Here is a 23,902-nt window from a genome sequence, read left to right as displayed (position 1 = left end):
ATTTAGTCGTAGTCGCGCTGCACAGACTTGTTGTGCTGGGTTGATGTACAGAGTTGCTGTGCTGGGTTTATGTAGAGGTTGCTTTGTTGAGGTTCAGATTTTCCGCACCGGGTTCCGCTGCCCTTCGCGACGAACCTGCAGTTGTTCCAGCAGCCACTGCCCTGCTGGCCCAAGAGCTGTGCGGCGTGACCAGGCAACATCGATTTCCACGCCGCGCGGATAACCGCTGACAGACAGTTCCTGCAGCTGTTTGCCAAAGCGCTGCACCAGTGCTCTGGGCAATTCTGCCCAACCGAAACCGCGTTCAGCAAATTCCATTAAGGTCAGATAATCGGGGGCCGACCAGACCTGTCCATGGCTTGGCTGGCTGCCGGGAGCATAGGTACGGATCAGCAGCTGACGTTCATTTTCCAGATCCTGCCGGCGTGGGCTGGTCAGTCTGGCCAGCGGATGGTCGCGGTGCACATACAGGCTGAACTGTGCATTATCCGGCAGGCGGGCGGTGGCGACGTCGGCCGGGTACTGACTTTGCGCGGCGAGGATGCCCATATGCACCTGCCCCTTCTGAATCATATCGATGACATCGGCGCCTTCCGCCGGGCCACAGCGCAGCTCTGTGTGCGGAAAGCGTTCGGCAAAACTGGCCATCACTTCGCCATGAAAGACGACGCTGTAGATATCGGTCATCACCAGTGACAGTAAGGGTTCAATATTGGCTGCCAGCCGCTGGGCCAGGGCATCGAGTTGTTCGCTGGCGGCGAGAATGGCTTCCACCTGCACCAGCACCTGGCGTCCGGCTTCGTTCAGTTGCGGCTGACGGCCGCTGCGGTCGAACAGTGGGCAGCCAATATCCGTTTCCAGATTGGCAATGGCGATGCTGATGGTCGACTGGCTCTTGCCCAGACGCCGTGCGGCAGCGGAAAAGGAGCCGCTGGCGGCCGCTTCAACAAAGGCTTTCAGAGATTCCGGAGAGTAGCGCATGTATTGATAAAACCGATGGAAGCTATGTTTCAAGTATCTGTTTTATGAAAGATCATAGCAATCCGCTTTATTTGCCAGACAACAGATCATGAAGACCATCCTGAACAAAGAACGAATTATTCACGCCACCGGTTTCGAGGTGATTGCCATTCTGCTGTTTACTCCGTTAATGGCCTGGGTACTGAATGCTGAGGTCGCCACGACCGGTGCTCTGACGGTAATGATGTCGTTGCTGGCGATGCTGTGGAACATGGTTTACAACGGCCTGATTGACCGTTACTGGCCAACCGACCGGCAACAGTGGCGTTTCCGCGTGCGTTTGCTGCACGGCTTTGCGTTTGAAGCCGGATTGGTGGTGCTGTGTCTGCCGCTGGCCGCCTGGATGCTGGATCTGACACTGTGGCAGGCATTCTTTGTGGAGCTGGCATTCTTCGTCTTTATTCTGCCTTACACCGTGCTCTATAACTGGGTATTTGATAAGGCGTGGGGACGCTGGCAAAACAAAGCCGGCAGCTGTTGTTGTTTGATGTTCGGCTTTTGTTTGATGTGCGCCTGGCCAATAAAAGAACATAAAAAAACCCGCACGTGGCGGGTTTTTTTATGCGCGGACGATTACTCGTCGATAAAGCTGCGCAGGTGATCGGAGCGTGAAGGGTGACGCAGTTTGCGCAGAGCCTTGGCTTCGATCTGACGGATACGCTCACGGGTTACGTCGAACTGTTTGCCGACTTCTTCCAGCGTGTGGTCGGTATTCATGTCGATACCGAAGCGCATACGCAGTACTTTGGCTTCTCTTGCGGTCAGGCCGGCCAGCACGGAGCGGGTGGCTTCGGTCAGGCCGTCAGAGGTAGCAACATCGAGAGGAGACTCGGAGTGAGTATCTTCGATGAAGTCGCCCAGATGTGAATCTTCATCGTCACCAATCGGGGTTTCCATGGAGATTGGTTCTTTGGCGATCTTCAGTACTTTGCGGATTTTGTCTTCCGGCATTTCCATGCGCTCAGCCAGTTCTTCCGGCGTTGGCTCACGACCCATCTCCTGCAGCATCTGACGGGAGATGCGGTTCAGTTTGTTGATGGTTTCGATCATGTGCACCGGAATACGGATGGTGCGCGCCTGGTCAGCGATAGAACGGGTAATCGCCTGACGAATCCACCAGGTTGCATAGGTGGAGAATTTATAACCACGACGGTATTCGAATTTATCTACCGCTTTCATCAGACCAATGTTGCCTTCCTGAATCAGATCGAGGAACTGCAGGCCACGGTTGGTGTATTTTTTAGCGATGGAAATAACCAGACGCAGGTTAGCCTCAACCATTTCTTTCTTGGCACGACGGGCGCGGGCTTCACCGATGGATACGCGACGGTTAACTTCTTTAATTTCCGGAATGCTCAGACCAACGCGTTCTTCAACGGCGCGGATTTTCTTCTGCGAACGGAAAATTTCCAGACGGTAGGTGTCGAGTTTTTTCGAGTAGCTGTGACCGGCAGTGATCAGGCCGTCGATCCATTCGTTGCTGACTTCGTTACCCTGAAATTCTTTGATGAAGTCTTTACGGTCCATGCCGCACTTACGGGTCATCATCACCATGATCTGGCGTTCCTGGGTACGGATCAGATCCAGGGCATCGCGTGCACTGTTAACCAGTGAGTCGAAGTATTTTGGCGTCAGTTTAATGGGTGCGAACAGCTCGGCCAGTTTGGCGAGGGCTTCTTCAGTTTTCTTGTGCGCACGACCATTTTTGGCCAGGGATTTTTCCATGGCGTCATGGGCTGCACGGATTTCATCGAAACGACGGGTAACTTCGGCCATGTCGATGCCGCTGTCTTCGCTGTCATCGGTGCTGTCGTCGTCATCGGTGCTGTCATCGTCGGCTTCTTCTGCGGCAGCAGCGGCTTCCGGACCGGCTTGTGGGCCTGGCTCAGGATCAACATCGGACGGATCGATAAAGCCGGAGAAAATATCGCCAACGCGGTTCGGATCTTCTTCCGCTTCTCTGAATGCGTTCAGAATGGTTTCCGCAGCGCCCGGATAGTAAGCCAGGGCGGACATCACTTCGCGGATACCTTCTTCGATACGCTTGGCGATCACGATTTCGCCTTCGCGGGTCAGCAGTTCCACAGTACCCATTTCGCGCATATACATACGCACAGGGTCGGTGGTGCGGCCAACGTCGGATTCAACCAGAGCCAGGGCAGCGGCCGCTTCTTCTGCTGCGGCGTCATCGGCGGCATCAGACATAAACAGTGAGTCACCATCGGGCGCAACTTCAGATACCGGAATACCGATATCGTTGATCATGCGGATGATGTCTTCGACCTGATCCGGATTGGCAATATCGTCCGGCAGGTGGTCGTTTACCTGGGCATAAGTCAGGTAACCCTGCTCTTTGCCTTTGGCGATAAGTTCTTTAAGACGGGATTGTTGCGTGTTCGCTGACATAGAAGCCCTGTGTTCCGTTTTTTAAGGCGGAAGAAAAACGCCGAAGTATAACTTTTAACCGATCTTTAGGCCATAGGCACGACGTTAGGTTCCGCTGTTTTTGCGGATGCCGGTGCCTGTAACCGCAGGGTTCGGTTGCTTGCTTCACTATCTTCAGCAAGGTCAGTTAACGTGGGAAATCGGCCTGGCGAAAATATGCCCGGATGTGCCGATGCTGGCCTCTTGGCTCTGTCACGTTGGTTGCTGCGCTGCTGCAGTCGTTTATTGAATCCGGCAGCATTATAAAGCGGCTGTCGTCCGGATTCAGAAGTTCTTTGTATATAAGGGCTGTTGGTTAAATCTCAAGCCCCTGCGGCCGTTTTCTTTGCTGTTTTGCGGCCACTTTGTCTGTTTTTTGTTCAGTGTCTGTTTTCAGTGACGGGCGTAAATACGCGCACGCTTTTTGTTAATACTGTGCAGTTGCTGGTGCAGTTCGCGTTTACGGGCTTTTTCTTCGTCGCTGAGTTTCTCGCCGCGTTCAAATTTGCTGGTCAGAGTGCGCAGTTCGGCGCTGAGTTTGCGCGCGCTCATCTGTTTCAGCACCACGGCGATATCGGCCGCGGTCGGTTTCATCTGGCTGTTGGGGTTGTCGGCCAGTTGTTGCAGTTCTGTCTGATAGGGCGAGCCGATCCACTGAATAAGCAGACCAACACTGCTTTGCTGCGGTGCCTGTTTCAGTTTGCGCAGCACTTCAATCAGCAGACGTTCGTACTCACTCTCCGGCTCTGTGTCGGGGAGTTCGAGTTCGGCTGAAAGTGATGGCTGTTTGACCAGTGCGGTCAGCGCTTTATGCACCAGTGGCGCCAGGGTGTCGGCACTGTGATCCTGATGCGGCGGCTGCGGTTCGTGCCGCTCATCATCCAGATAAGAAGGCAGTTGCTCTTCGTATTGTGCCTGTTCCGCTACGGCGGCTGTTGCTGGTGGTGATGACTCAAGGCGGTCGAGGGCGACACTGTCGGCGCCCAGTTCGTCGCGCAGTTTATTGCGCATCAGACTGCGCAACATGCCTTTCGGCAGTTTATTAATTAATGGGGCGGCCAGCTGATCAAGGCGTGCTTTGCCGTCCAGGGTGTCGAAGTCGACCTGTTCTTTCAGGTGGTCGAACAGGAATTCCGGCAGATGCACGGCCTGATTCAGACGTTGTTCAAAGGCATCTTTGCCTTCCTGACGAACCAGTGTGTCCGGATCTTCGCCATCGGGCAGAAACAGAAAGCGTGCCTGCACGCCGTCTTCCAGTACCGGTAATACGGTTTCCATCGCCCGCGCTGCGGCGGTGCGTCCGGCCTGATCGCCGTCAAAGCAGAAAATGACTTCCGGCACGACTTTAAATAAGCGCCGCAGGTGGTGCTCGCTGGTAGCGGTGCCAAGGGTGGCCACGGCGTAATGAATGCCGAATTCGGCCAGTGCGACCACATCCATATAGCCTTCGACGATGACGATACGGGTCAGCTTCTGGCGGATTTTTCGTGCTTCGTACAGGCCATAAAGTTCGCGGCCTTTCTGGAAAATCGGGGTTTCCGGTGAGTTCAGGTATTTGGGTTTTTCGTCACCCAGTACGCGGCCGCCGAAAGCGATATAACGGCCGCGGGCGTCGCGTATCGGAAACATAATGCGGTCGCGGAAACGGTCGTATGTGCGGCCGTCTTCTTTTTCAATCAGCATACCGCAGCTGATCAGTTGCTTAATCAGCTCGCGCTCGCCATTGGCGGCGAGAAAATTCTGCAGGTTATCCCAGCCGGGCGGGGCGTAACCGATACCGAAGAATTTGGCTGCCTTGCCGGATAAACCACGGTTTTTTAAATAATCGACAGCTTTGCCGCGCTGTTCATGGCTGCGCAGCATTTTTTCAAAATAGTCACCGGCTTTCTGCATCAGGTCGAACAGTGGCTGGTGTTGTTGTTCCTGGCGGGCTTCGAAGCTGACTTGTTCTTTCGGTACTTCCATGCCGGCCTGGGTGGCCAGTTTCTCCACCGCATCGGGAAAACTCAGACCATCGAATTCCATCACGAATTTGAGCGCGCTGCCGGAAGCACCGCAGCCAAAGCAGTAATAAAACTGTTTGTCCGGGCTGACGGTAAACGACGGTGACTTTTCGTTATGGAAAGGGCAACAGGCGGAGTAGTTTTTGCCGGTCTTTTTCAGTTTGACACGACTGTCCACCACATCGATTACATCGACGCGGGCGAGCAGATCATCAATAAAAGACTGGGGTATGCGGCCTGCCATAAATGCGGTGCCTGTTGCTGAGCGTATATTTGATTAAGCCGTATAAACGACAAAAGCGCTACACACCGGGATGGGTAGCGCTTCTATTGCCTGCAGAGCAGAATCAGCCCAGTTGAGACTTCACCAGTTGACTGATCTGTGCCATATCGGCACGACCTTGCACTTGTGGTTTCAGGATGCCCATGACTTTGCCCATGTCCTGCATTGAAGCAGCACCGGACTGTGCAATCGCATCAGCCACCAGTTTGGCCAACTCTTCTTCGCTCAAGGCTTCCGGCAGAAATTCGCTCAGTACATCAATTTCGTACTGCTCGACCGCTGCCAGGTCGTCGCGTCCGGCGGCAGAATACTGCGCGATGGAGTCACGACGTTGTTTGGTCATTTTGTCGAGAATAGCCAGAGCACGCTCGTCGTCGATTTCAATTCGCTCATCGACTTCAACGCGTTTGAATTCTGCCTGCGCTAAACGCAGAGCATTCAGCCGCTCTTTTTCTTTGGCGCGCATTGCCGCTTTAACAGCGTCTTTAATGGTAGCAACCAGAGTACTCATGCGGTCTCCTTCCTTCCCGTAACCCGGCTCTTAGTAGAGGCGGGTCATTTTGCGCTGTTCGCGCTGCACTTTCTTCAAGTGACGCTTAACAGCGGCAGCCGCTTTGCGCTTACGGATCCAGGTTGGCTTCTCGTAGTGCTCACGACGACGTACTTCAGACAGTACGCCTGCTTTTTCGCAAGAACGCTTGAAGCGACGCAGTGCGACGTCAAACGGTTCGTTTTCTTTAACTTTTACAGCTGGCATCCAATCACCTACGTTTTAAATCAGTCTGTTTATGGGGAAACCACAGGCCCCAGTTAGAGGGCGGGCATTCTAAATCCTTTGTCCGTGGATTGCAAAGAGTAGTTTGCAGATTGACCCCGGGCAACCGGCAGCCCGCATATTTGCTGGGTTCTGGCCGATGAGTAGCGGAGATTATCCTGTCTTTCCTGCGCTCCCGGCGGGGCATCCTGGCCGATCGGGGAATTGCGGCTGGCGCAGGCTGGGGTGCGGCAGTATCATGCGCCCCTTCGTTAGATCGTGTGAGAAGAGATTATTTATGCGGGTTTTAGGTCTGGAAACATCCTGTGATGAAACCGGCATCGCCCTGTATGACAGCAAGCAGGGTTTGCTGGCGCACCGGGTTTACTCTCAGATTGCACTGCATGCCGAATATGGCGGCGTGGTGCCGGAACTGGCTTCCCGTGACCATGTGCGCAAAGCATTACCGCTGATCCGTGAAGTGATGGATGAAGCCGGCCTGACACTGAAAGATCTGGATGGTGTGGCCTACACCTCAGGCCCGGGTCTGGTGGGTGCTTTGCTGGTTGGTGCCTGTCTGGGCCGCAGCCTGGCCTGGGCACTCGATCTGCCGGCGATTGGTGTTCACCATATGGAAGGCCACCTGCTGGCACCCATGCTGGAAGATAATCCGCCACCATTCCCTTTTATTGCGTTGCTGGTTTCAGGTGGACACACTCAGCTGGTGCAGGTCGATGGTATTGGTCGTTACAGCCTGCTGGGCGAATCCCTTGACGATGCGGCCGGTGAAGCCTTCGATAAAGCTGCAAAAATGATGGGGCTGCCGTATCCCGGCGGTCCGGCGCTGAGTGCTCTGGCTGCTCAGGGCGATGATAAACGCTTTAAATTCCCGCGCCCGATGACCGACCGTCCTGGTCTGGATTTCAGCTTCAGTGGCTTAAAAACCCGGGTACGTACCACCATTCTTGAATGTGCGGTCGATGGTGTACTGGCTGATCAGGATAAAGCGGATATTTCTGCCTGTTTTCAGGCGGCGGTGGTCGATACGCTGGCGATTAAATGCAAACGGGCGATGCAGCAAACCGGTATTAACCGCCTGATTATTGCCGGTGGTGTCGGTGCTAATAAACGCCTGCGCGAAAAATTACGCACCACCGCAGAAGCTCTGGGCGGCGCGGTATTTTACCCGCGGCCGGAACTCTGTACCGACAACGGCGCCATGATTGCTTATGCCGGAACCCAGCGTTTAGTGGCTGGCGAGCAGTCGGATCTGGCGGTATCGGTGGTACCGCGCTGGCCGATGACCAGTCTGACGCCGGTTGATTGTGTTGCGCCTGACGCTAACGCAGAAAGTGGTGCTGAACATGGATAAGGTGTTTATCCGCGGTTTAAAAGTCGATGCCGTTATCGGCGTTTACGACTGGGAAAAACAGGTGCGCCAGCCGCTGATTTTCGATCTGGAAATGGCCTGGGATATTCGTCTGGCGGCTGCCACCGACGATTTAATGCACGCGTTAAATTATCAGGCCATCACCGAATTTATTGAGCGCTTTGTGCGCGAGCAGCATTTCCAGCTGCTGGAGTCATTGCTGGAGCGTCTGGCTGAGGCTCTGCGTAAAGAGTTTGGTATGCCCTGGCTGGGCATTCAGGTAGAAAAACCGGCGGTTGTGCCACAGGCACGTGCGGTTGGTCTGTATATCGAACGCGGTGACCAGCCGGCAGGAGACAAGCGCTGATGTCGCGGGTGTTCCTTGGTTTAGGTTCCAATATCGATGCTGAGCAGAATCTGGCGGCTGGTATTGCGCGCCTGAGTCTGGAGTATTCATTGCTGCGTGTGTCGCCCTGGTATCGTTCTCCGGCCATGGGGTTCGACGGCCCGGACTTTATTAATCTGGTGGTTGAAATTGAGTGCACCTGTTCTCTGGCGGAACTTGCGGCCGGTTTAAAACAGCTGGAATTTGATTTTGGCCGCAGCGCTGATGCTGTGAAATATTCATCCCGTGCGCTGGATATCGATATTTTATTGTTTGATGATCTGGCCGGCGAGTTTGCCGGGCTGCAATTGCCGCGCTCTGATATTCAGCAATTTGCTTTTGTTTTACGTCCGCTGCTGGATATTTTTCCTGACGGTGTTGATCCTGCCGACGGAACACCACTGACGCATTACTGGCCGGCATTAACCGACCAGCCGTTGTATCCGGTACGCGCCAGCCAGAATTCTGTTGCCCGCGGCTAGACGGGTTTTAACAGCGGTTTTTATTCAGCGCTTAGTTGCTGCTGTGTTTTCCAGTGTTGCAGATGTTTATCCCGCGCTTCGTTCAGTGCGGTTCTTATTGCCGCGCCCTGATGTCCCTGGGCGATCATATCCTGCGCATTGATACTCAGCGCTTCTTTGAGTGCCGCACGCATATAACCGGCCTGTGGATAAGGCTCATTTTCCAGCCCGGTACGGCCTTTGGCATCCGCCTCGCAGACCAGTAAAAACTGTTCAAAACGCTCACTTTTGCGCCAGGCATCAAGCTGATTAAAGACTTTATTCAGTGTGCTGCCTTTCAGTTCAAACGCACGGTGTACATGGGTATGAAATTCACTGCTGAGCACGGCTAATTCGGCTGCATCCCGTGGTGCTTTCAGGCGCTGATGCAGGGCTTTTAACGGCTTTTTACCGCGCGCTTCGTGGGCAATATGGCGTGGCCATTCTTCCTCTGGTGTCAGTGCTTTACCCAGATCATGACTTAAGGCTGCCCAGCGTACAGCCATGCTGTCGCTGAGTTGTGCTGCGGCTTTTAACGACAGTAATGCATGAATACCGCAATCAATTTCCGGATGATGTTTTTCCGGTTGCGGAATGCCGAACAGAGCATCGATCTCAGCGAACCAGACCTTTAATGCACCGCAGTCGCGCAGTACCTGAAAATACACTTCCGGCTGCTTTTCACCCAGTGCCCTTTGGGTCTCGTTCCAGACACGTTCAGCCACCAGATGGTCTAGTTCGCCAGCGTTTACCATATTACGCATCAGGGTCATTGTTTCGTCGGCAACACGGAACCCCAGAGGAGCAAAACGGGCGGCAAAACGGGCGACGCGTAACACCCGTAACGGGTCTTCAGCAAACGCCGGTGACACGTGGCGTAATAAGCGTTGTTGCAGATCGGACTGGCCATGGTAAGGGTCAATAATATTGCCATTATCGTCCTGTGCCATGGCATTAATGGTCAGGTCGCGGCGCAGTAAATCTTCTTCCAGCGTGATGTCCGGACTGAAGCGGCAGTCAAAACCCTGATAACCCTGACCGCTTTTCCGTTCGGTGCGGGCCAGGGCGTATTCTTCGTGGCTTTGCGGATGCAGAAATACCGGGAAGTCGGCACCGACCTGCTGAAAACCCTGAGCCAGCAGCTCGTCCGGTGTGCTGCCGACCACAACCCAGTCACGGTCTTTCAGCGGGAGATTCAGTAACTGGTCGCGTACTGCGCCGCCGACAAGGTAAATCTGCATAACGAATATTCCATCAATAAAAAAGCCGTCACAAAACTGTGACGGCTTTTAAGTTTAGCCTTTCGGGCATCAGAGCAGAACCTTTGCCGGGTTCTGCCTGACTGGAATCAGAAGTAGAAACCGGTTTCCAGCGCAACACCGGCTTCTTTTTCCGGATCGTTCGGATTGGCCATGGCGGCAATATCCAGATGCACACCAAAAGGTGACAGGCCAAAACCAACGGACACCATGTCTGCATCCGCCACGCTCATATTGGTGCGGTAACCCAGACGCAGCTGCAGAGTGCTGAAAATATCCAGCTCAGCACCGATAGCAGCGTATTGGGTTGGATTTTCGAAGGCGACAGGATCATTTTCTGTCAGGTCGATGTCGGCAGCGATATTGAACCAGTCGCTGTTGTAAGAAACACCGGCGCGGTATTGTGGATCCAGGGCAATGGAGCCACCTTTCAGATAAAGAGGAGTGGCAGGGGTGGCAGGGTTATTGTCGTAATCTCTTACCGGAGAACCTTTTACTTCGGCATCAGCGTAATCAAATTCGCCACCAAGCAGATTTTTACCCACCAGACCAATCATCCAGTTGCCTTCACTACCAAAACGATAGGATGCACCGATATCCAGGTTAACTTTGCTGTAGTCCTCGCGGGAGTCTTCGATATCGTCTGTTTCGATATCGTCTTCGTTATCCATCTCGGAGGCGTAGTGCAGGGTAGACACTTTCTGCAGTTTTGGTGTGATACCAATGGCAACGTTTTCGCCGTAAATTTCAAATTCGCGGGAGAAAGATAAGGCCAGCTCTGCAACGGCGACAGCAACAACCTGAACCTGAGAGTTAAGGTCGGCATCTTTAGCTTCTGCTGAAAGCTCACCATTGTTAAAAATCCGGATGTCCCCGGCTGCGGTTGTTACGGTATCCGGAGAGGTGTAATTGGCAACCTGATCGACACTGTTGGCAATCGCTGTAATCTGAGAGTTGTTGACCGGAGCACCATCTTCTACGTTTTGGGCAATCGTATTGATCTGATTGCTGATGTTCTCATCGAGCGCTGTCTGTACGTAGCCAGATGCTGCCTGTCCGTAAGCGTTGATCAGATTCTGATCTTCCTGGGTAAAGAAGGCCCGGCCAGAAAAAGTAACGTCACCACTCAGGCTCAATGCTGCGGCAAAAGACTTGCTTGGAATAGCCAGTGCGGCACCAATGCCAAGGCGGCCGCGTAATGGATCCCCGGAAATGCTGTTGAGTGATTTTGTCAGGTCGGAGGTTACGGTGTTTACTTCTGCCAGCCGGTCGTTCACAGCGTTCAGGTTTGTGTCAAAACTGTTGGCGGCAGCGCGCAGGTCTTCAGCTTTTTGCAGGGCTGTCCGTCCATCGTTGATGTTGGCGAGTTCTAAGGCCAGATCATCGGCGGCTTTTGCCAGGGCTTCTACATTGTCACTGAAGTTGTCAGCCTGGCTGTCATCAAACAAATCTTCGAACCGCGGCACGACATCGTCGTTAATATCCTGAGCACTGTCGACCAGCTCTTCTTCATCGGCCAAATTCACCCCGACCTGTGGAAAAATGAGGGCAAAGTCATCGTCCTCAGATGCCTGGGACAGCAGTGATGGGTTGTAGGCCGGAGCATGTGCGCGCTTGGCGCTGGCAACACCGGTGTTACCCATTGCCAGACCGCGTGCATCCATTGGCAGAAAAGGTGCTGCCTGGACTGACTGAATGCCGAGGGTTGCGATGGCGACTGCCAATAGTGAACGTTTGGTCATGGCTGGAATTCCTGAATTATTGTTAAACAGATGATCCTGGTTGGCTGCACATAAAAAATGCATTGCCGGGAATTATTCCCGATCTGTGATTGTCTTAGCAAATTTCACATGCAAGCCTGTTGATTGTCCACCAATGATAGTCATCTTTCGCCACGCTTGCATAACGAATATGGCAAGTCTATCCTGCCGATTGTGCTAGAGCCTGTTTGACTCGTATGAGCAGGCCCTGATTCATTAGCAGAATAAGTTGATCTGAATGTTAAACGTCATCTGTCCGAAACAAGCTTCCGCCATCATGGCCGCGCCGCAGCGAATCCGCCGCGCCATGGTTGTGCGTGCCCGTTTCCGACGGTCGTTTTAGTCAGTACATCTGTTCTGCATTAAAAGGCCGCTCCCGCGGCCTTTTTTGTGGGCCGCCGGCGGTGTTCTGCTTCTCCGGGGTCTGTGTTATGCCTGTTATTGTTGCTTATTTATTGGTGGTCTTTATCTGGTCCACCACACCGATCGCCATCCAGTTCAGTCAGGATGGTCTGGATTTTTTTACCGCGCTGACGCTGAGAATGTGGTTCAGCGCTCTGTTATCTTTGCCCATTCTTTTGCTATTACGTCAGCCTTTGCGCCTGAACCGGGCTGCATTAATGAGCTACCTGGCCGGCAGCCTTGGCGTATATGGCGCGATGATGTCGGTGTACTGGGGGTCACTCTATATTCCATCCGGGCTGATTTCTGTGCTCTACGGGCTTAGTCCGATGTTGTCCGGTGCATTAGCCTGGTTCTGGCTGAATGAGCGGGAGCTGACACCGGTTCGGGTGCTGGCTTTGCTGTTGGCTTTGCTGGGTCTGGCTTTTGTTGTGGCCGGCCGGCTGGCGCTGGATGCCGGTGCCTGGCGTGGCATTCTCGGTACGCTGGTGTCGGTACTTTGTTTCGCTGCCAGTGCGGTATGGGTAAAGCAGGTGAATGCCGGCCTGCATCCTATGGTTCAGACCAGCGGTACGCTGTGGCTGTCATCCTTTGCTTATCTGCTGACTCTGCCATTATTCGGGGTGCATTTGCCGGATGAATGGCCGCTGGTGAGCCAGCTGGGGTTGGGCTATCTGGTAGTGTTCGGTTCGCTGCTTGGGTTCATGCTGTATTATCTGGTGCTGCAGCATCTGCCAGCATCGCGAGTTACCCTGATTACGCTTATCGCACCTGTATTGGCGGTGTTCTGGGGATTCTGGCTTAAGGACGAACGACTCGCCGCGAGTTCGGTATTAGGCGCCGCGTTGTTGCTTGCAGGGCTTGCTTTGTATCAGTGGCATGTCTGGCCTGACTGTAAACTGCGTGGCTTACTGGCTTTCTCCCGGGGGATAAAAAAAGCTTAATTTTTTATTGCTGCGGCCGATAAGTGCATCAAGGGGAATCTCTGTCTGTAAACAATGCTGCTTAGCGTGGCAATGATTCAGAGCAGATTCCTGCGCCTCAGTTGTCCGGGAGATTGTTATGAAGTGGCCTTTTATTGTGGCAGGCACTGCCATTACGTCGTTGATGTTGCAGGGATGTTCCAGCGCCCTGATTGAAGACAGTAATCTGAACGAAGAACCCGAGGCTTATTTTCAGCCGGTAGAGCAGGAAATTGATCCGATTGCGCCGATGGTGCTGCGTGTAGTTGGTTATGGCGCTATGGACACGGACAAAAAGAAAAGCGACGTACAGCGCCGCCTGATGGCGATCCGCGCATCGAAGATGGATGCTTACCGCTCGATGGCTGAGCGGGTGTATGGCACCTCGATTCAGGGCAGTACCACGGTGCGCGATATGGTTGTGCTGAATGACCGTTTCCGCAGCTACGTCGAAACCTATATGCACGGTGCGCGGGTAGTGTCATCCGATGTTATGCCGGATGGCAGCGTGGAAACGGTGCTGGAAATGGTGATCGATCAAGGCTTCCGTAACTGTCTGCAGACCGCCGACAGTCAGCGCTTTAATGTTGATTGCCGCGCATCATTAGGCAGCCCTTCCGGCAGCAATAACTTTGCATCCAGCCAGCGCCAGCGTGTGCAGGGTGAAGCCAGTGTTCCGGAAACCGGCTTTTACTTTATTGAGTAACGGCCAGTCTGGCGAGGAGGCTGTATGCGTATCCTGAACATTTTAATGATGACTCTGTGTTCTCTGCCGGTTTCTGCTCTGACGGTGGAAGTAACCGGAGAAGCGCCACTGAGCGGTGCCATTTCCCACGCCCGTGAGCAGGCGCTGCAGGATGCTATGCGTCAGGCCAGTCTGCGCGCCGGTGCCCAGGTCAGCAGTACCCAGCTGATGAGTCAGGGGGTTGTGCAACAGGATGATGTGCAGGTGCGTTCGAACGCGCAGCTGAAAAATATTGAAGTGCTGTGGGAAGATCAGGCTGGTGGCTTATATCAGGTCGCGATACGCGCTGATGTTACCCCGCAGGCGATGTGTCCGGCCAGCACTCAGCGTTATCGTAAAGCGGTGGCGGTGGCTGGTTTTGGTCTGGCCCGTCCACAGCAGGCAACGCTTGGGCAGTTGCAGAATATCGAACAGGATCTGCCCCGCGTGCTGGTAAACACGCTCAACAACCGCGGTGCCATTCATGCACTGGATGCGACCCGTACCAGTCTGTATCAGGACCCACGCCGTGCGCCATCAATGGAAACCGCACAGCAGCGTTTAACCACCTCCGTGGCTCTGGCTACCCAGCTGGGGGCGCAGTATGTGGTGTCCGGTGTGGTGCGTGATCTTTCGATGATGGGTGAAGCCGGTAACGACAGTCGCCGTGCATCGGGTGCGGACAGCTGGCTGGATTTGCTAGGGCTGGAAGATAACAACCGTGACCGGCAGTTTGTAATGGATGTGTTTGTGCACGATGGGTTAAGCGGTGCCATGCTATTCCAGCGCAGTTATTCTGCTCATGGTGCCTGGGACCGTCCGGCGCGGGAGCGGGTGCCTTTTGCCTCGCCACATTTCTGGCAGACGCCGTATGGCGCGGAAGTGCGTGAGTTACTCAGTGGCGTGGTGGATGATGTGGATGAAGTTTTGCGCTGCCAGCCGTTTATGGCCCGTATTGTAAAAGCCAAAGGTAACCGTCTGCATATTGAAGCCAGCGCAGGAGCCGGTATTCGCCCGGGTGATAAGTTTCAGGTTTATCGTACCGGCACCTTCTATAACCTCGATCTTGAACCGCGCACCGAGCTCAGCGATATGGCCACTGAAGTGGTGATCAAACAGGTGCAGCCACAGTTTGTGGTTGCAGAGATGAAGCTGACGGCAGAGCATCTGGCGATTCAGCGTGACGATATGGTCATCGCCTGGTAGTTGTTTATAAGAGCGGGGCGAATTGTATTCGCCTTTGCTCTTATTTATACCTGTGTCAGCTGTGTTACCCTGCCGCCTTTCTCCCTGAGCGGAAATCTTCATGCTGACCAATCGTCACCCAGCCTTCCTCGCTGCACTCTGGATGTCGGGTGCGCTGCTCTCTTTTATGCTGATGGCTATATCCGGGCGTGAATTGTCACACTCGCTGACCACTTATCAGATCCTGTTCTTCCGCAGTGTGATTGGCGTGTTGGTTATCTCCATTCTGCTCAGTCGCAGTGGCTGGCAACAGATCCGTACCCAACGTCTCAAAACTCACTGGCTGAGAAATATTGCCCATTATGCTGGCCAGTACGGCTGGTTTTACGGACTGGCTTTTATTCCACTGGCAGAAGTGATCGCCATTGAATTTACCACGCCGGTCTGGACCGCGTTGCTGGCTTTTTTCCTGTTAAAAGAGCGTCTGACCGGAGCACGCCTGCAGGCGTTGGTATTGGGTATTGCCGGGCTGTTATTAATTCTTCGGCCCGGCGCCGGTGTTCTGCAGCCTGCGGCTTTTGCGGTACTGGGCGGCGCGCTGGGTTATGCCTTTTCTTATATTCAGACCAAGTCCCTGACCCGCACCGATACTCCACTGTGCATTCTGTTTTATATGACGCTGATGCAACTGCCGTTCGGGCTGGTGCCGTCAGTGCTGAACTGGACAACGCCTGCGGCTGAGACTCTGCCCTGGATTTTACTGGTGGGTATTACTGCAATGAGTGCGCACTTCTGCATGGCGCATGCATTCCGGCTGGCGGATGCAACCGTGGTTGTGCCCATGGATTTTCTGCGTTTGCCATTAATTGCTGTGGTGGGCTATCTGTTTTATCAGGAAAGTATTGATCTGTTTGTGCTGGCAGGTGCCGTCTTAATGTTCAGCGGCAACCTGCTGAACCTACGGGCGGAATACCGGCGTAACTGAGGTAAAAATACCTGCCAGTTACGCCGGATGGTAATTACTATAGGCACCTCTGAATAATTCAGTGCCCGCTTCGGCTTACTGAAAACGTTCAGATCAAGGCGCCACGTTGAAGGCATAGCGGGTTACGTCAAAACGTGGCAACACCGAGCTGGATTTTTTCAGCAAGCCCCGAAGGGCGTGGGCTGCAGAGCGTTTTGACGGTGTTGTCGATTTTATAAAGGACTCGCCATTCACTGCAATCGACGCCTTGTCAAAAGCACTCTGCAGCACTCACGCGAAGCTGTGCAGAATTATTCAGAGGTGCCTATACCTCTGGTTTATTCTTCGATAGCTACGGATGGGCAGCTCTGGCGCTTTACCATTCGTTCATCCTTGTAGGTTTCCAGATGAATATCAAAACCCCAGAGAAAATGCAGGTGTTTAAGCACTTCGTGAGTGTCGGTCGACAGCGGCGTACCATTTTGCATGGTATGACGCAGGGTCAGTGAGCGATCGCCTTCAAGATCAACCGACCAGATCTGAATATTCGGCTCACGCACCGACAGGTCATACTGGCGGGCCAGCATTTCCCGCAGAGTACGGTAGCCACGCTCATCATGGATGGCTTCAATCAGGTATTTATTTTTCTCGTCATCGTCATAAATGCTGAAAAGATGGAAGTCACGCATCATTTTCGGTGACAAAAACTGCTGGATAAAACTCTCATCCTTGAAGTTGTTCATGGCGAAGTGCAGGGTCTCCAGCCAGTCTGATCCGGCAATATCAGGAAACCACTCTCGGTCTTCATCCGTCGGATTTTCGCAAATACGTTTAATATCCTGAAACATATTGAAGCCAAGCGCGTAAGGGTTTATGCCACTGAAGTAAGGTGAGTCGAAGCCCGGCTGCAGAACAACGTTGGTATGTGAGGTGAGAAACTCCATCATAAAGCCATCGGTAACCTTGCCCTCATCATAAAGATGATTGAGCAGGGTGTAGTGCCAGAAGGTTGCCCAGCCTTCGTTCATTACCTGGGTCTGACGCTGTGGATAAAAGTACTGAGATATTTTACGTACAATACGGATAATTTCGCGCTGCCAGGGCGCGAGCAGCGGCGCATTTTTCTCCAGAAAATACAGAATGTTCTCCTGCGGCTCGCTGGGGAATTTCCGTTTCTTATTATTCTTCTCTGCTTTCAGTGAAGCTGGCAGTGTCCGCCAGAGATCGTTCACCTGCTGCTGCAGGATATTCTCCCGCTCCTTCTGCCGTGTTTTTTCTTCTGCCGCAGAAATAGGTTTTGGCCGGCGATAACGGTCGACGCCGTAATTCTGCAACGCGTGGCAGGCATCCAGCACCTGTTCAACTTCTTCCTGGCCATAGCGCTCTTCGCAATGGCGTACATAATTTTTGGCAAACAGCAGGTAATCGATAATTGAGCTGGCGTCTGTCCAGGTGCGGAATAAATAATTGCCTTTAAAAAAGGAATTATGGCCGTAGCAGGCATGGGCGATTACCAGTGCCTGCATCGGCATGGTGTTTTCTTCCATCAGGTAAGCAATGCAGGGGTCGGAATTAATAACGATTTCATAAGCCAGCCCCATCTGGCCGCGCTTATAACCCTTTTGCGTAGCCAGGAACTGTTTGCCGTAAGACCAGTGGTTGTAGCCGATGGGCATACCAACCGATGAGTAAGCATCCATCATCTGCTCGGCGCTGATGATTTCTATCTGATTCGGATAGGTATCCAGCTTATACAGTTTGGCGATGCGGGCGATTTCGCGGTCGTAAACTTCAAGCAGTTCGAACGTCCAGTCGGAGTCGGTCGACAGATATTCTCTGGCCTTTTCGCTCATACAGCCTCCTGGTAACGATCCTTGGCAAACAGCTCGCGGAACACCGGATAAATATCACCGGGATTACGGATCTGAGCCATGGCAAAGCGTGAAGCAAACTGACGGCTCAGGCCGGTATAGGCCTCCCAGAGTGCCTGATGCTGATTAGGCGTAATTTCGATATAGGCAAAGTACTGCACCATCGACAGCAGGGAGTCCCCGAGAATTTTGGCGCACAGCGGAGAGTCATCGTCCCAGTTATCACCGTCTGAAGCCTGGGCGGCATAAATATTCCAGTCGGTGTTCTGGTAGCGTTCTTCGACAATTTGCTGCATCAGTTTCAGGGCGCTGGAAACAATGGTGCCACCCGTTTCACGTGAGTAGAAAAAGTCTTCCTCACTGACTTCCCGCGCACTGGTGTGGTGGCGGATAAATACCAGTTCAATATGCTCATAGTTTTTCTGCAGAAACAGGTACAGCAGAATATAAAAGCGCTTGGCGATATCTTTAATGTCCTGAGTCATAGAACCTGATACGTCCATAATGCAGAACATAACGGCCTTGCTGCTGGGTGTCGGAACTTTGACCTGACTGCGATAGCGAAGATCGAGATCATCAAGAAACGGGATGGTTTTCAGGCGCCGTTCCAGTTCCGTGATCTGTTCTTTCAGAGCCAGAACTTCGGCAGTATCGTCAGCGTTTTTCGCCAGATGCTCAGCAAGTTCCGCCTGCAGTTCTTTTAATTTCTTGCGTTTGCCTACGCTCATGCCAATACGCCGGGCATGGGCGTTACGCAGTGAGCGGACAACCGAGAGGTTATTGGGCGTACCTTCGGAGACAAAGCTGGCACGCCGGGTTTTGAATTCTTTGGACTGGCTCAGCGTTTTTTTGATCATGTTAGGCAGAGCCAGATCATCAAACAGATAATTCAGAAACTCGTCGCGGGTGATATAAAAGGAAAACTCATCTTCCCCCTCACCCTGATTACTGGCCTTGCCCGAGCCGCTGCCGCCCCCTCCCTGCTGGGGTTTGTCCAGCTGATCTCCGGCATGAAATTCTTTATTGCCAGGAAATACTCTGTGCTGCTTCCCCCCGGAACCATGACTGATGCTGGGCTCATGGGTATTACGTGTCGGAATGCTGATCTGTTCGCCGCGCTCCATATCGGTAATGGAACGGCGATTGATGGATTCCGACACGGCTTCTTTTATGTGTTGCCGGTAGCGGCGTAAAAACCGCTCCCGGTTGACCATGCTTTTGTTTTTACCGTTCAGGCGACGGTCAATAATATAAGACATGGTTCACTCCTTATCAGCCGACAGGATTGCTGTTGTCGTTGCCTACTGCGATTTACGCACGCGCAGATACCACTCAGACAGCAGCCGTACTTGTTTCTCTGTGTATCCTCTCTCGGTCATACGGGCGACAAAGTCGTCGTGTTTCTTCTGGTCGTCGGATGACGATTTTGCCGAGAAAGAAATAACAGGTAACAGATCCTCGGTGTTGGAGAACATTTTTTTCTCGATAACGGAGCGCATTTTTTCGTACGACTGCCAGGACGGATTATTGCCATTGTTATTGGCACGTGCGCGCAGTACGAAGTTGACGATCTCGTTACGGAAGTCTTTAGGATTGCTGATGCCGGCGGCTTTTTCGATTTTTTCGAGTTCTTCGTTAATCGAAGCGCGGTCAAGCATTTCCCCGGTTTCCGGATCGCGGTATTCCTGATCCTGAATCCAGAAGTCGGCATAGGTTACGTAGCGGTCAAAAATATTCTGACCGTATTCAGCATAGGATTCGAGGTAAGCTGTCTGAATCTCTTTACCGATAAAGCCAACGTATTCGGTCGCCAGATATTCTTTAATAAAATTCAGGTAGCGGTTATGTACTTCTTCCGGGAATTGCTCCTGTTCTATGGCCTGTTCCAGAACGTAGAGAAGATGAACCGGGTTGGCTGCCACTTCGGTTGAATCGAAGTTAAAGACTTTGGACAGAATTTTGAAAGCAAAGCGGGTGGAAATCCCACTCATACCTTCATCAACGCCAGCGGCGTCACGGTATTCCTGAAGCGATTTTGCTTTCGGATCGGTGTCTTTCAGATTTTCACCGTTATAGACCCGCATTTTTGAATAAATACTGGAATTTTCCGGTACTTTTAAACGTGAAAGTACGGTGAACTGAGCCAGCATTTTCAGCGTATCGGGGGCGCAATGGGCGTTGGCTAATGAGCTGCCGGAAAGCAGTTTTTCGTAGATTTTGACTTCTTCATTAACACGTACGCAGTAAGGCACTTTGACGATATAAACCCGGTCAAGAAAGGCCTCATTGTTTTTGTTGTTTTTAAAGGTCTGCCATTCCGACTCATTGGAGTGAGCGAGAATAATTCCCTGATAAGGAATGGCGCCCATGCCTTCGGTGCCGTTGTAGTTACCTTCCTGCGTAGCGGTCAGCAGCGGATGCAGCACTTTAATAGGTGCTTTGAACATCTCAACAAATTCCATCAGGCCTTGGTTGGCGCGGTTCAGCGCTCCGGAATAGGCGTAAGCGTCGGGGTCATCCTGGGAGTAATCTTCCAGCTTGCGGATATCAACTTTACCCACCAGAGCAGAAATATCCTGGTTGTTTTCATCGCCGGGTTCGGTCTTGGCAACGGCAATCTGATCCAGAATGGATGGGTAGAGTTTAACGACTTCAAATTTACTGATGTCGCCGCCCATTTCATGCAGGCGTTTGACCGCCCAGGGTGACATCACATGGCCGAGATAATGGCGCGGAATTCCGTAATCTTCCTGCAGAATCTGAGCGTCTTCTTCCGGGTCGAATAAGCCCAGAGGTGATTCAAAAACCGGAGAGCCTTTAATGGCATAAAACGGAATATGTTCGATCAGATGCTTGAGGCGTTCGGCCAGAGAAGATTTACCGCCGCCTACGGGGCCAAGCAGGTAGAGAATCTGTTTGCGTTCTTCCAGACCCTGAGCGGCGTGGCGGAAATAAGAGACGATATTTTCCACTGCTTCTTCCATGCCGTAGAACTCGGAGAAGGCCGGATAGCGTTTGAGTACTTTGTTGGAAAATATGCGGCTTAAGCGCAGGTCTTTGGCGGTGTCGATTAATTCCGGTTCGCCGATGGCCATCAGCATGCGTTCAGCGGCTGTGGCGTATACGCTTTTGTCCTGTTTGCACAATTCGAGGTATTCCTGCAGGCTCATGACTTCTTCCTGCGTGGCGGAGTACCTGTCTTTGTATCGGCTGAATACGCTCATAGTTCACCTCTCCGGTAGCAACTGTTCGGTCTTGTAATTTTTTTCGGTTACATAAAATTCCGTTAATTAATGCCTGTTTCTCTCAGACCAGTATGGTTCAGTTTGGTTGAGTCGTGCCACTAAATAATTTTATTACACGCTTTTTTAAGGCTGGATTTCAGATCCGGGGTGACTGTTTTTTGTCGCCCTGATCAACCTGAATTTAATTATGCATTGAGCGTGCCGCTTATTACTGAACGGAATAGAAGAGCTGCTTCAGTAACGCCGGGTATGGCTCAGTTTCAAGGGAGGGGGAAAGGAGAGGGGAGACCACAGCGTTTGCTGTGGCCGGTGTTATCAGCTGTGCTCGCACCATTCCGGGAATGCCAGCTTCCACATTTCGTAGCCGCCATCCAGGCTGTAGACATGGGTGTAGCCCTGCTCGCCAAAGAACTGTGCAGCGCCCTGACTGGAGTTGCCATGGTAGCAGCAGACTATCAGTGGCTGATCTTTGGCTGTGGCCGCCATAAATTCTGTCAGATTCTGGTTATCGACCCGCTTTGCCGCGCGGATATGGCCGGCGGAATAGCTCATGGCATCACGGATATCGGCGATGGCAGCATTGCCCTGCTCAAACAGGGCTTTGGCATCACCGGCTGTAATATGTTTAAACGCACTCATGTATTACCTCGCTTAGCCCCGCTGTTGTATGGGGCGGTGTTATACGGTCTGAGCCGGCACCCGGAACCATTGCTGGTCGTCGAGACGCAGGGCTGATAATTCTCCACCCCAGACACAACCGGTATCCAGGGCATAAACATTGGTGCCATTCGCTTTGCCTTCCAGTGCCGCCCAGTGGCCAAACAGCAGGCGGGTGGTTGCTGCGGCGCGGTTTTCCGCTTCAAACCAGGGCAGGTAACCCGGCGGTGCCTGATCCAGACCTTCTTTGCTGAGCAGATCGAGCTGTCCGGCCGGGCTGATAAAGCGCATCCGGGTCAGATAATTGACGATCAGGCGCAGGCGCTCCATGCCCTGCAGACCTTTCTGCCACTGGTCGGGCAGGTTGCCGTACATCTGGCGGAAGAACTCAGTGCAATCTTCGCTCTGCAGCACGGCTTCGACTTCCTGTGCCCGTTTGCGTGCCTTGCGTGCACTCCAGGCGGGCGGAATACCGGCGTGGCTCATGCACCAGTTACGCGCTTCATCCAGTACGACCAGAGGCTGAAAGCGCAGCCAGTCGAGCAACTCATCGCGGTCCGGGGCATTGAGCACCGGTGTTAGGGTATCGCTGCTGCGACTGCTGTGGCCGCCGTAATGCATGGCCAGCAGATGCAGATCATGATTACCCAGCACGCAGCGCACGCGGTGGCCCAGGCTTTTGGCAAAACGCAGGACCTCGAGCGATTGCGGACCCCGGTTAACCAGGTCGCCGGCCAGCCACAGCTGATCTTTGTGCGGATCAAACTGCACCAGTGCCAGCAGGCGCTGCAGGGGTTCGTAACAACCTTGAATATCACCAATTGCGTATATTGCCATTTAGTAATTTTCTCGTCGAGGCGTTGTGGGCGAATGTCAGTTCAGGGCGTTGGGTGTCGCCAGGGTAAACACCGGAATGGTGGCGTGAAACAGGGTGCCGTCATCCGCTTCCATCACATAGTAACCGCGCATGCTGCCAACCCGGGTGGCGAGTACGGCGCCGGAGGAATAGCGATAGCTTTCATGCGGCTCGATGGTCGGCTGTTCGCCGACCACGCCTTCGCCTTTGACTTCCTGCACATCGTTGTTGCCATCGGCAATAAACCAGTGGCGTGAGCGCAGGGTTGCGGCCTGCTCGCCGCGGTTATGAATATCGATATGGTAGGCGAAGACAAAGCGCTTCTCGTCCGGCACCGACTGCTGCTCGAGGTATTCACACTGCACGCTGACCACAATGCTGTCGTCGAGGCTCATGCCTGTTCTCCGCTGTCGTCCGCGTTTGCATCAGGCGCAGCATCGGCGTCAGCCTGCTGCAGTTCGTAAACGGCATCGGCGATGCGCACGTATTCTTCCAGCGTCAGACGCTCCGGGCGCAGCGTGGTATCAATACCAATGGCTTCCAGCTGTTCGGCGCTGATCAGGTTTTTCAGGGTATTACGCAGGGTTTTACGGCGCATGCTGAAGGCTTCGCGCACCACGCGTTCCAGCGTTTTGGTGTCTTTCGCCGGGAAAGGCAGCACATCGTAAGGGCTCATGCGCACGATGGCGGAATCGACCTTGGGCGGCGGATTAAACGAGCCAGGGCCAACGATAAACAGCGGCTCCACCTTGCAGTAGTACTGCGCCATGATGCCCAGGCGGCCATAGTCGGAAGTACCGGGGCCGGACGCCAGGCGATCAACCACTTCTTTCTGCAGCATAAAGTGCATGTCCTGCACGATGGTGTGATGGGAAAGGAAGTGGAAAATCAGCGGTGTGGAAATGTTGTACGGCAGGTTGCCGACAATCCGCAGCTGCTGACCCGGTTGCAGCAATTGGCGGAAATCGAACTTCAGCGCGTCGCCTTCGTGGATGCGGAATTCCGGAAAGTTAAAAAACTTGGTGCGCAGAATCGGGATCAGGTCGCGGTCGAGTTCAACCACGTCGAGCTTACCGCAGGCGTCTAACAATGGTTCGGTCAGGGCGCCCATACCGGGGCCGATTTCGACCAGCGCATCGCTGTGCTTCGGGTTGATAGCACGCACGATCTTATCAATCACATGATGGTCGTGCAGGAAGTTCTGACCAAAGCGCTTACGGGCTTTATGGCCCTGGGCTTTCGGAACGTGACCCTGAGCTTTGGAGTTGTGTCTTGTCAT

General features: G+C 53.3%; 22 protein-coding genes. 8 read left to right on the top strand and 14 right to left on the bottom strand.

Going from position 1 to position 23,902, the window contains the following annotated elements; all coding sequences use genetic code 11:
• Positions 1-93 precede the first annotated feature (93 nt).
• Positions 94-981: a LysR family transcriptional regulator gene (locus LGT44_RS04445; protein ID WP_230331608.1), complete on the bottom strand. Its 888-nt coding sequence runs from the start codon at positions 979-981 to the stop codon at positions 94-96.
• An 88-nt stretch (positions 982-1,069) separates the two neighbouring features.
• Here LGT44_RS04445 and LGT44_RS04440 point away from each other — a divergent pair, with 88 nt between their 5' ends.
• Positions 1,070-1,621, top strand: coding sequence for a multidrug/biocide efflux PACE transporter (locus LGT44_RS04440; protein ID WP_230331609.1), 552 nt, complete (start codon positions 1,070-1,072; stop codon positions 1,619-1,621).
• Here LGT44_RS04440 and rpoD read toward each other — a convergent pair.
• The 4 genes from rpoD to rpsU all read right to left on the bottom strand — a co-directional run bounded on the left by rpoD (position 1,594) and on the right by rpsU (position 6,487).
• Entirely contained in the window at positions 1,594-3,426 is a 1,833-nt protein-coding gene (gene rpoD / locus LGT44_RS04435; protein WP_230331610.1) for an RNA polymerase sigma factor RpoD, read from the bottom strand. The genes LGT44_RS04440 and rpoD overlap by 28 nt on opposite strands.
• 411 nt (positions 3,427-3,837) lie before the next feature.
• A complete protein-coding gene (dnaG, locus tag LGT44_RS04430; RefSeq protein WP_230331611.1) occupies positions 3,838-5,691 on the bottom strand; it encodes a DNA primase in 1,854 nt (617 codons plus the stop codon).
• Positions 5,692-5,794: 103 nt separating this feature from the next.
• Positions 5,795-6,241: a GatB/YqeY domain-containing protein gene (locus LGT44_RS04425; protein ID WP_145466430.1), complete on the bottom strand. Its 447-nt coding sequence runs from the start codon at positions 6,239-6,241 to the stop codon at positions 5,795-5,797.
• Between the two features lie 30 nt (positions 6,242-6,271).
• Positions 6,272-6,487 carry a 30S ribosomal protein S21 gene (gene rpsU / locus LGT44_RS04420; RefSeq protein WP_145466429.1) on the bottom strand — a complete coding sequence of 72 codons (216 nt, stop codon included), beginning with the start codon at positions 6,485-6,487 and terminating at the stop codon, positions 6,272-6,274.
• Between the two features lie 295 nt (positions 6,488-6,782).
• Here rpsU and tsaD point away from each other — a divergent pair, with 295 nt between their 5' ends.
• Genes tsaD through folK form a run of 3 tightly spaced genes read left to right on the top strand, consistent with a single transcriptional unit; the run spans position 6,783 to position 8,720 of the window.
• Complete coding sequence (tsaD, locus tag LGT44_RS04415; protein WP_145466428.1) at positions 6,783-7,856, top strand: tRNA (adenosine(37)-N6)-threonylcarbamoyltransferase complex transferase subunit TsaD; 1,074 nt, start codon at positions 6,783-6,785, stop codon at positions 7,854-7,856.
• Complete coding sequence (gene folB / locus LGT44_RS04410) at positions 7,849-8,220, top strand: dihydroneopterin aldolase (protein WP_230331612.1); 372 nt, start codon at positions 7,849-7,851, stop codon at positions 8,218-8,220. Before tsaD ends, folB begins: the two co-directional genes overlap by 8 nt.
• Positions 8,220-8,720 (top strand): 2-amino-4-hydroxy-6-hydroxymethyldihydropteridine diphosphokinase, encoded by a 501-nt coding sequence (gene folK, locus LGT44_RS04405; protein ID WP_230331613.1) that lies wholly within the window; start codon positions 8,220-8,222, stop codon positions 8,718-8,720. The genes folB and folK overlap by 1 nt, the downstream gene beginning before the upstream one ends.
• A gap of 20 nt (positions 8,721-8,740) precedes the next feature.
• Here folK and LGT44_RS04400 read toward each other — a convergent pair whose 3' ends face one another.
• Both LGT44_RS04400 and traF read right to left on the bottom strand, forming a co-directional pair.
• Positions 8,741-9,979, bottom strand: a complete 1,239-nt coding sequence (locus LGT44_RS04400) for a multifunctional CCA addition/repair protein (RefSeq protein ID WP_230331614.1) — start codon at positions 9,977-9,979, stop codon at positions 8,741-8,743.
• 107 nt (positions 9,980-10,086) lie between these two features.
• Complete coding sequence (gene traF / locus LGT44_RS04395) at positions 10,087-11,739, bottom strand: conjugal transfer protein TraF (RefSeq protein ID WP_230331615.1); 1,653 nt, start codon at positions 11,737-11,739, stop codon at positions 10,087-10,089.
• Positions 11,740-12,188: 449 nt separating this feature from the next.
• On the opposite strand from traF, the gene LGT44_RS04390 reads away from it, so the two are divergent.
• The 4 genes from LGT44_RS04390 (at position 12,189) to LGT44_RS04375 (ending at position 16,015) form a co-directional block, all read left to right on the top strand.
• Positions 12,189-13,103 carry a DMT family transporter gene (locus LGT44_RS04390; RefSeq protein ID WP_230331616.1) on the top strand — a complete coding sequence of 305 codons (915 nt, stop codon included), beginning with the start codon at positions 12,189-12,191 and terminating at the stop codon, positions 13,101-13,103.
• A gap of 118 nt (positions 13,104-13,221) precedes the next feature.
• Positions 13,222-13,827 carry an LPP20 family lipoprotein gene (locus tag LGT44_RS04385; RefSeq protein WP_145466422.1) on the top strand — a complete coding sequence of 202 codons (606 nt, stop codon included), beginning with the start codon at positions 13,222-13,224 and terminating at the stop codon, positions 13,825-13,827.
• Between the two features lie 24 nt (positions 13,828-13,851).
• Positions 13,852-15,051, top strand: coding sequence for a flagellar assembly protein FlgT (locus LGT44_RS04380; RefSeq protein ID WP_225693052.1), 1,200 nt, complete (start codon positions 13,852-13,854; stop codon positions 15,049-15,051).
• 100 nt (positions 15,052-15,151) lie between these two features.
• On the top strand, positions 15,152-16,015 hold the full coding sequence (locus tag LGT44_RS04375) for a DMT family transporter (RefSeq protein ID WP_225693053.1): 864 nt from the start codon (positions 15,152-15,154) through the stop codon (positions 16,013-16,015).
• A 317-nt stretch (positions 16,016-16,332) separates the two neighbouring features.
• Here LGT44_RS04375 and LGT44_RS04370 read toward each other — a convergent pair whose 3' ends face one another.
• From LGT44_RS04370 to rsmA, 7 genes are all read right to left on the bottom strand, one after another.
• The gene (locus LGT44_RS04370; protein WP_145466419.1) at positions 16,333-17,847 is read right to left on the bottom strand and encodes a SpoVR family protein; all 1,515 of its coding nucleotides are present in this window, start codon (positions 17,845-17,847) and stop codon (positions 16,333-16,335) included.
• On the bottom strand, positions 17,844-19,124 hold the full coding sequence (locus LGT44_RS04365; protein WP_230331617.1) for a YeaH/YhbH family protein: 1,281 nt from the start codon (positions 19,122-19,124) through the stop codon (positions 17,844-17,846). The genes LGT44_RS04370 and LGT44_RS04365 overlap by 4 nt, the downstream gene beginning before the upstream one ends.
• A 42-nt stretch (positions 19,125-19,166) precedes the next feature.
• On the bottom strand, positions 19,167-21,089 hold the full coding sequence (locus LGT44_RS04360) for a PrkA family serine protein kinase (RefSeq protein WP_225693055.1): 1,923 nt from the start codon (positions 21,087-21,089) through the stop codon (positions 19,167-19,169).
• Between the two features lie 336 nt (positions 21,090-21,425).
• Entirely contained in the window at positions 21,426-21,749 is a 324-nt protein-coding gene (glpE, locus tag LGT44_RS04355) for a thiosulfate sulfurtransferase GlpE (RefSeq protein ID WP_230331618.1), read from the bottom strand.
• Positions 21,750-21,788: 39 nt separating this feature from the next.
• Entirely contained in the window at positions 21,789-22,604 is an 816-nt protein-coding gene (locus LGT44_RS04350) for a symmetrical bis(5'-nucleosyl)-tetraphosphatase (RefSeq protein ID WP_230331619.1), read from the bottom strand.
• Between the two features lie 36 nt (positions 22,605-22,640).
• On the bottom strand, positions 22,641-23,018 hold the full coding sequence (gene apaG / locus LGT44_RS04345; RefSeq protein ID WP_145466414.1) for a Co2+/Mg2+ efflux protein ApaG: 378 nt from the start codon (positions 23,016-23,018) through the stop codon (positions 22,641-22,643).
• Complete coding sequence (rsmA, locus tag LGT44_RS04340) at positions 23,015-23,902, bottom strand: 16S rRNA (adenine(1518)-N(6)/adenine(1519)-N(6))-dimethyltransferase RsmA (protein ID WP_230331620.1); 888 nt, start codon at positions 23,900-23,902, stop codon at positions 23,015-23,017. Before rsmA ends, apaG begins: the two co-directional genes overlap by 4 nt.

It is taken from the genome of Thalassolituus alkanivorans, assembly GCF_020447205.1.
Classification (GTDB): Bacteria; Pseudomonadota; Gammaproteobacteria; order Pseudomonadales; family Oceanobacteraceae; genus Venatoribacter; species Venatoribacter alkanivorans.
Note: the sequence above shows the minus strand (reverse complement) of the source record. Positions and strands in the feature narration are given on the sequence as shown.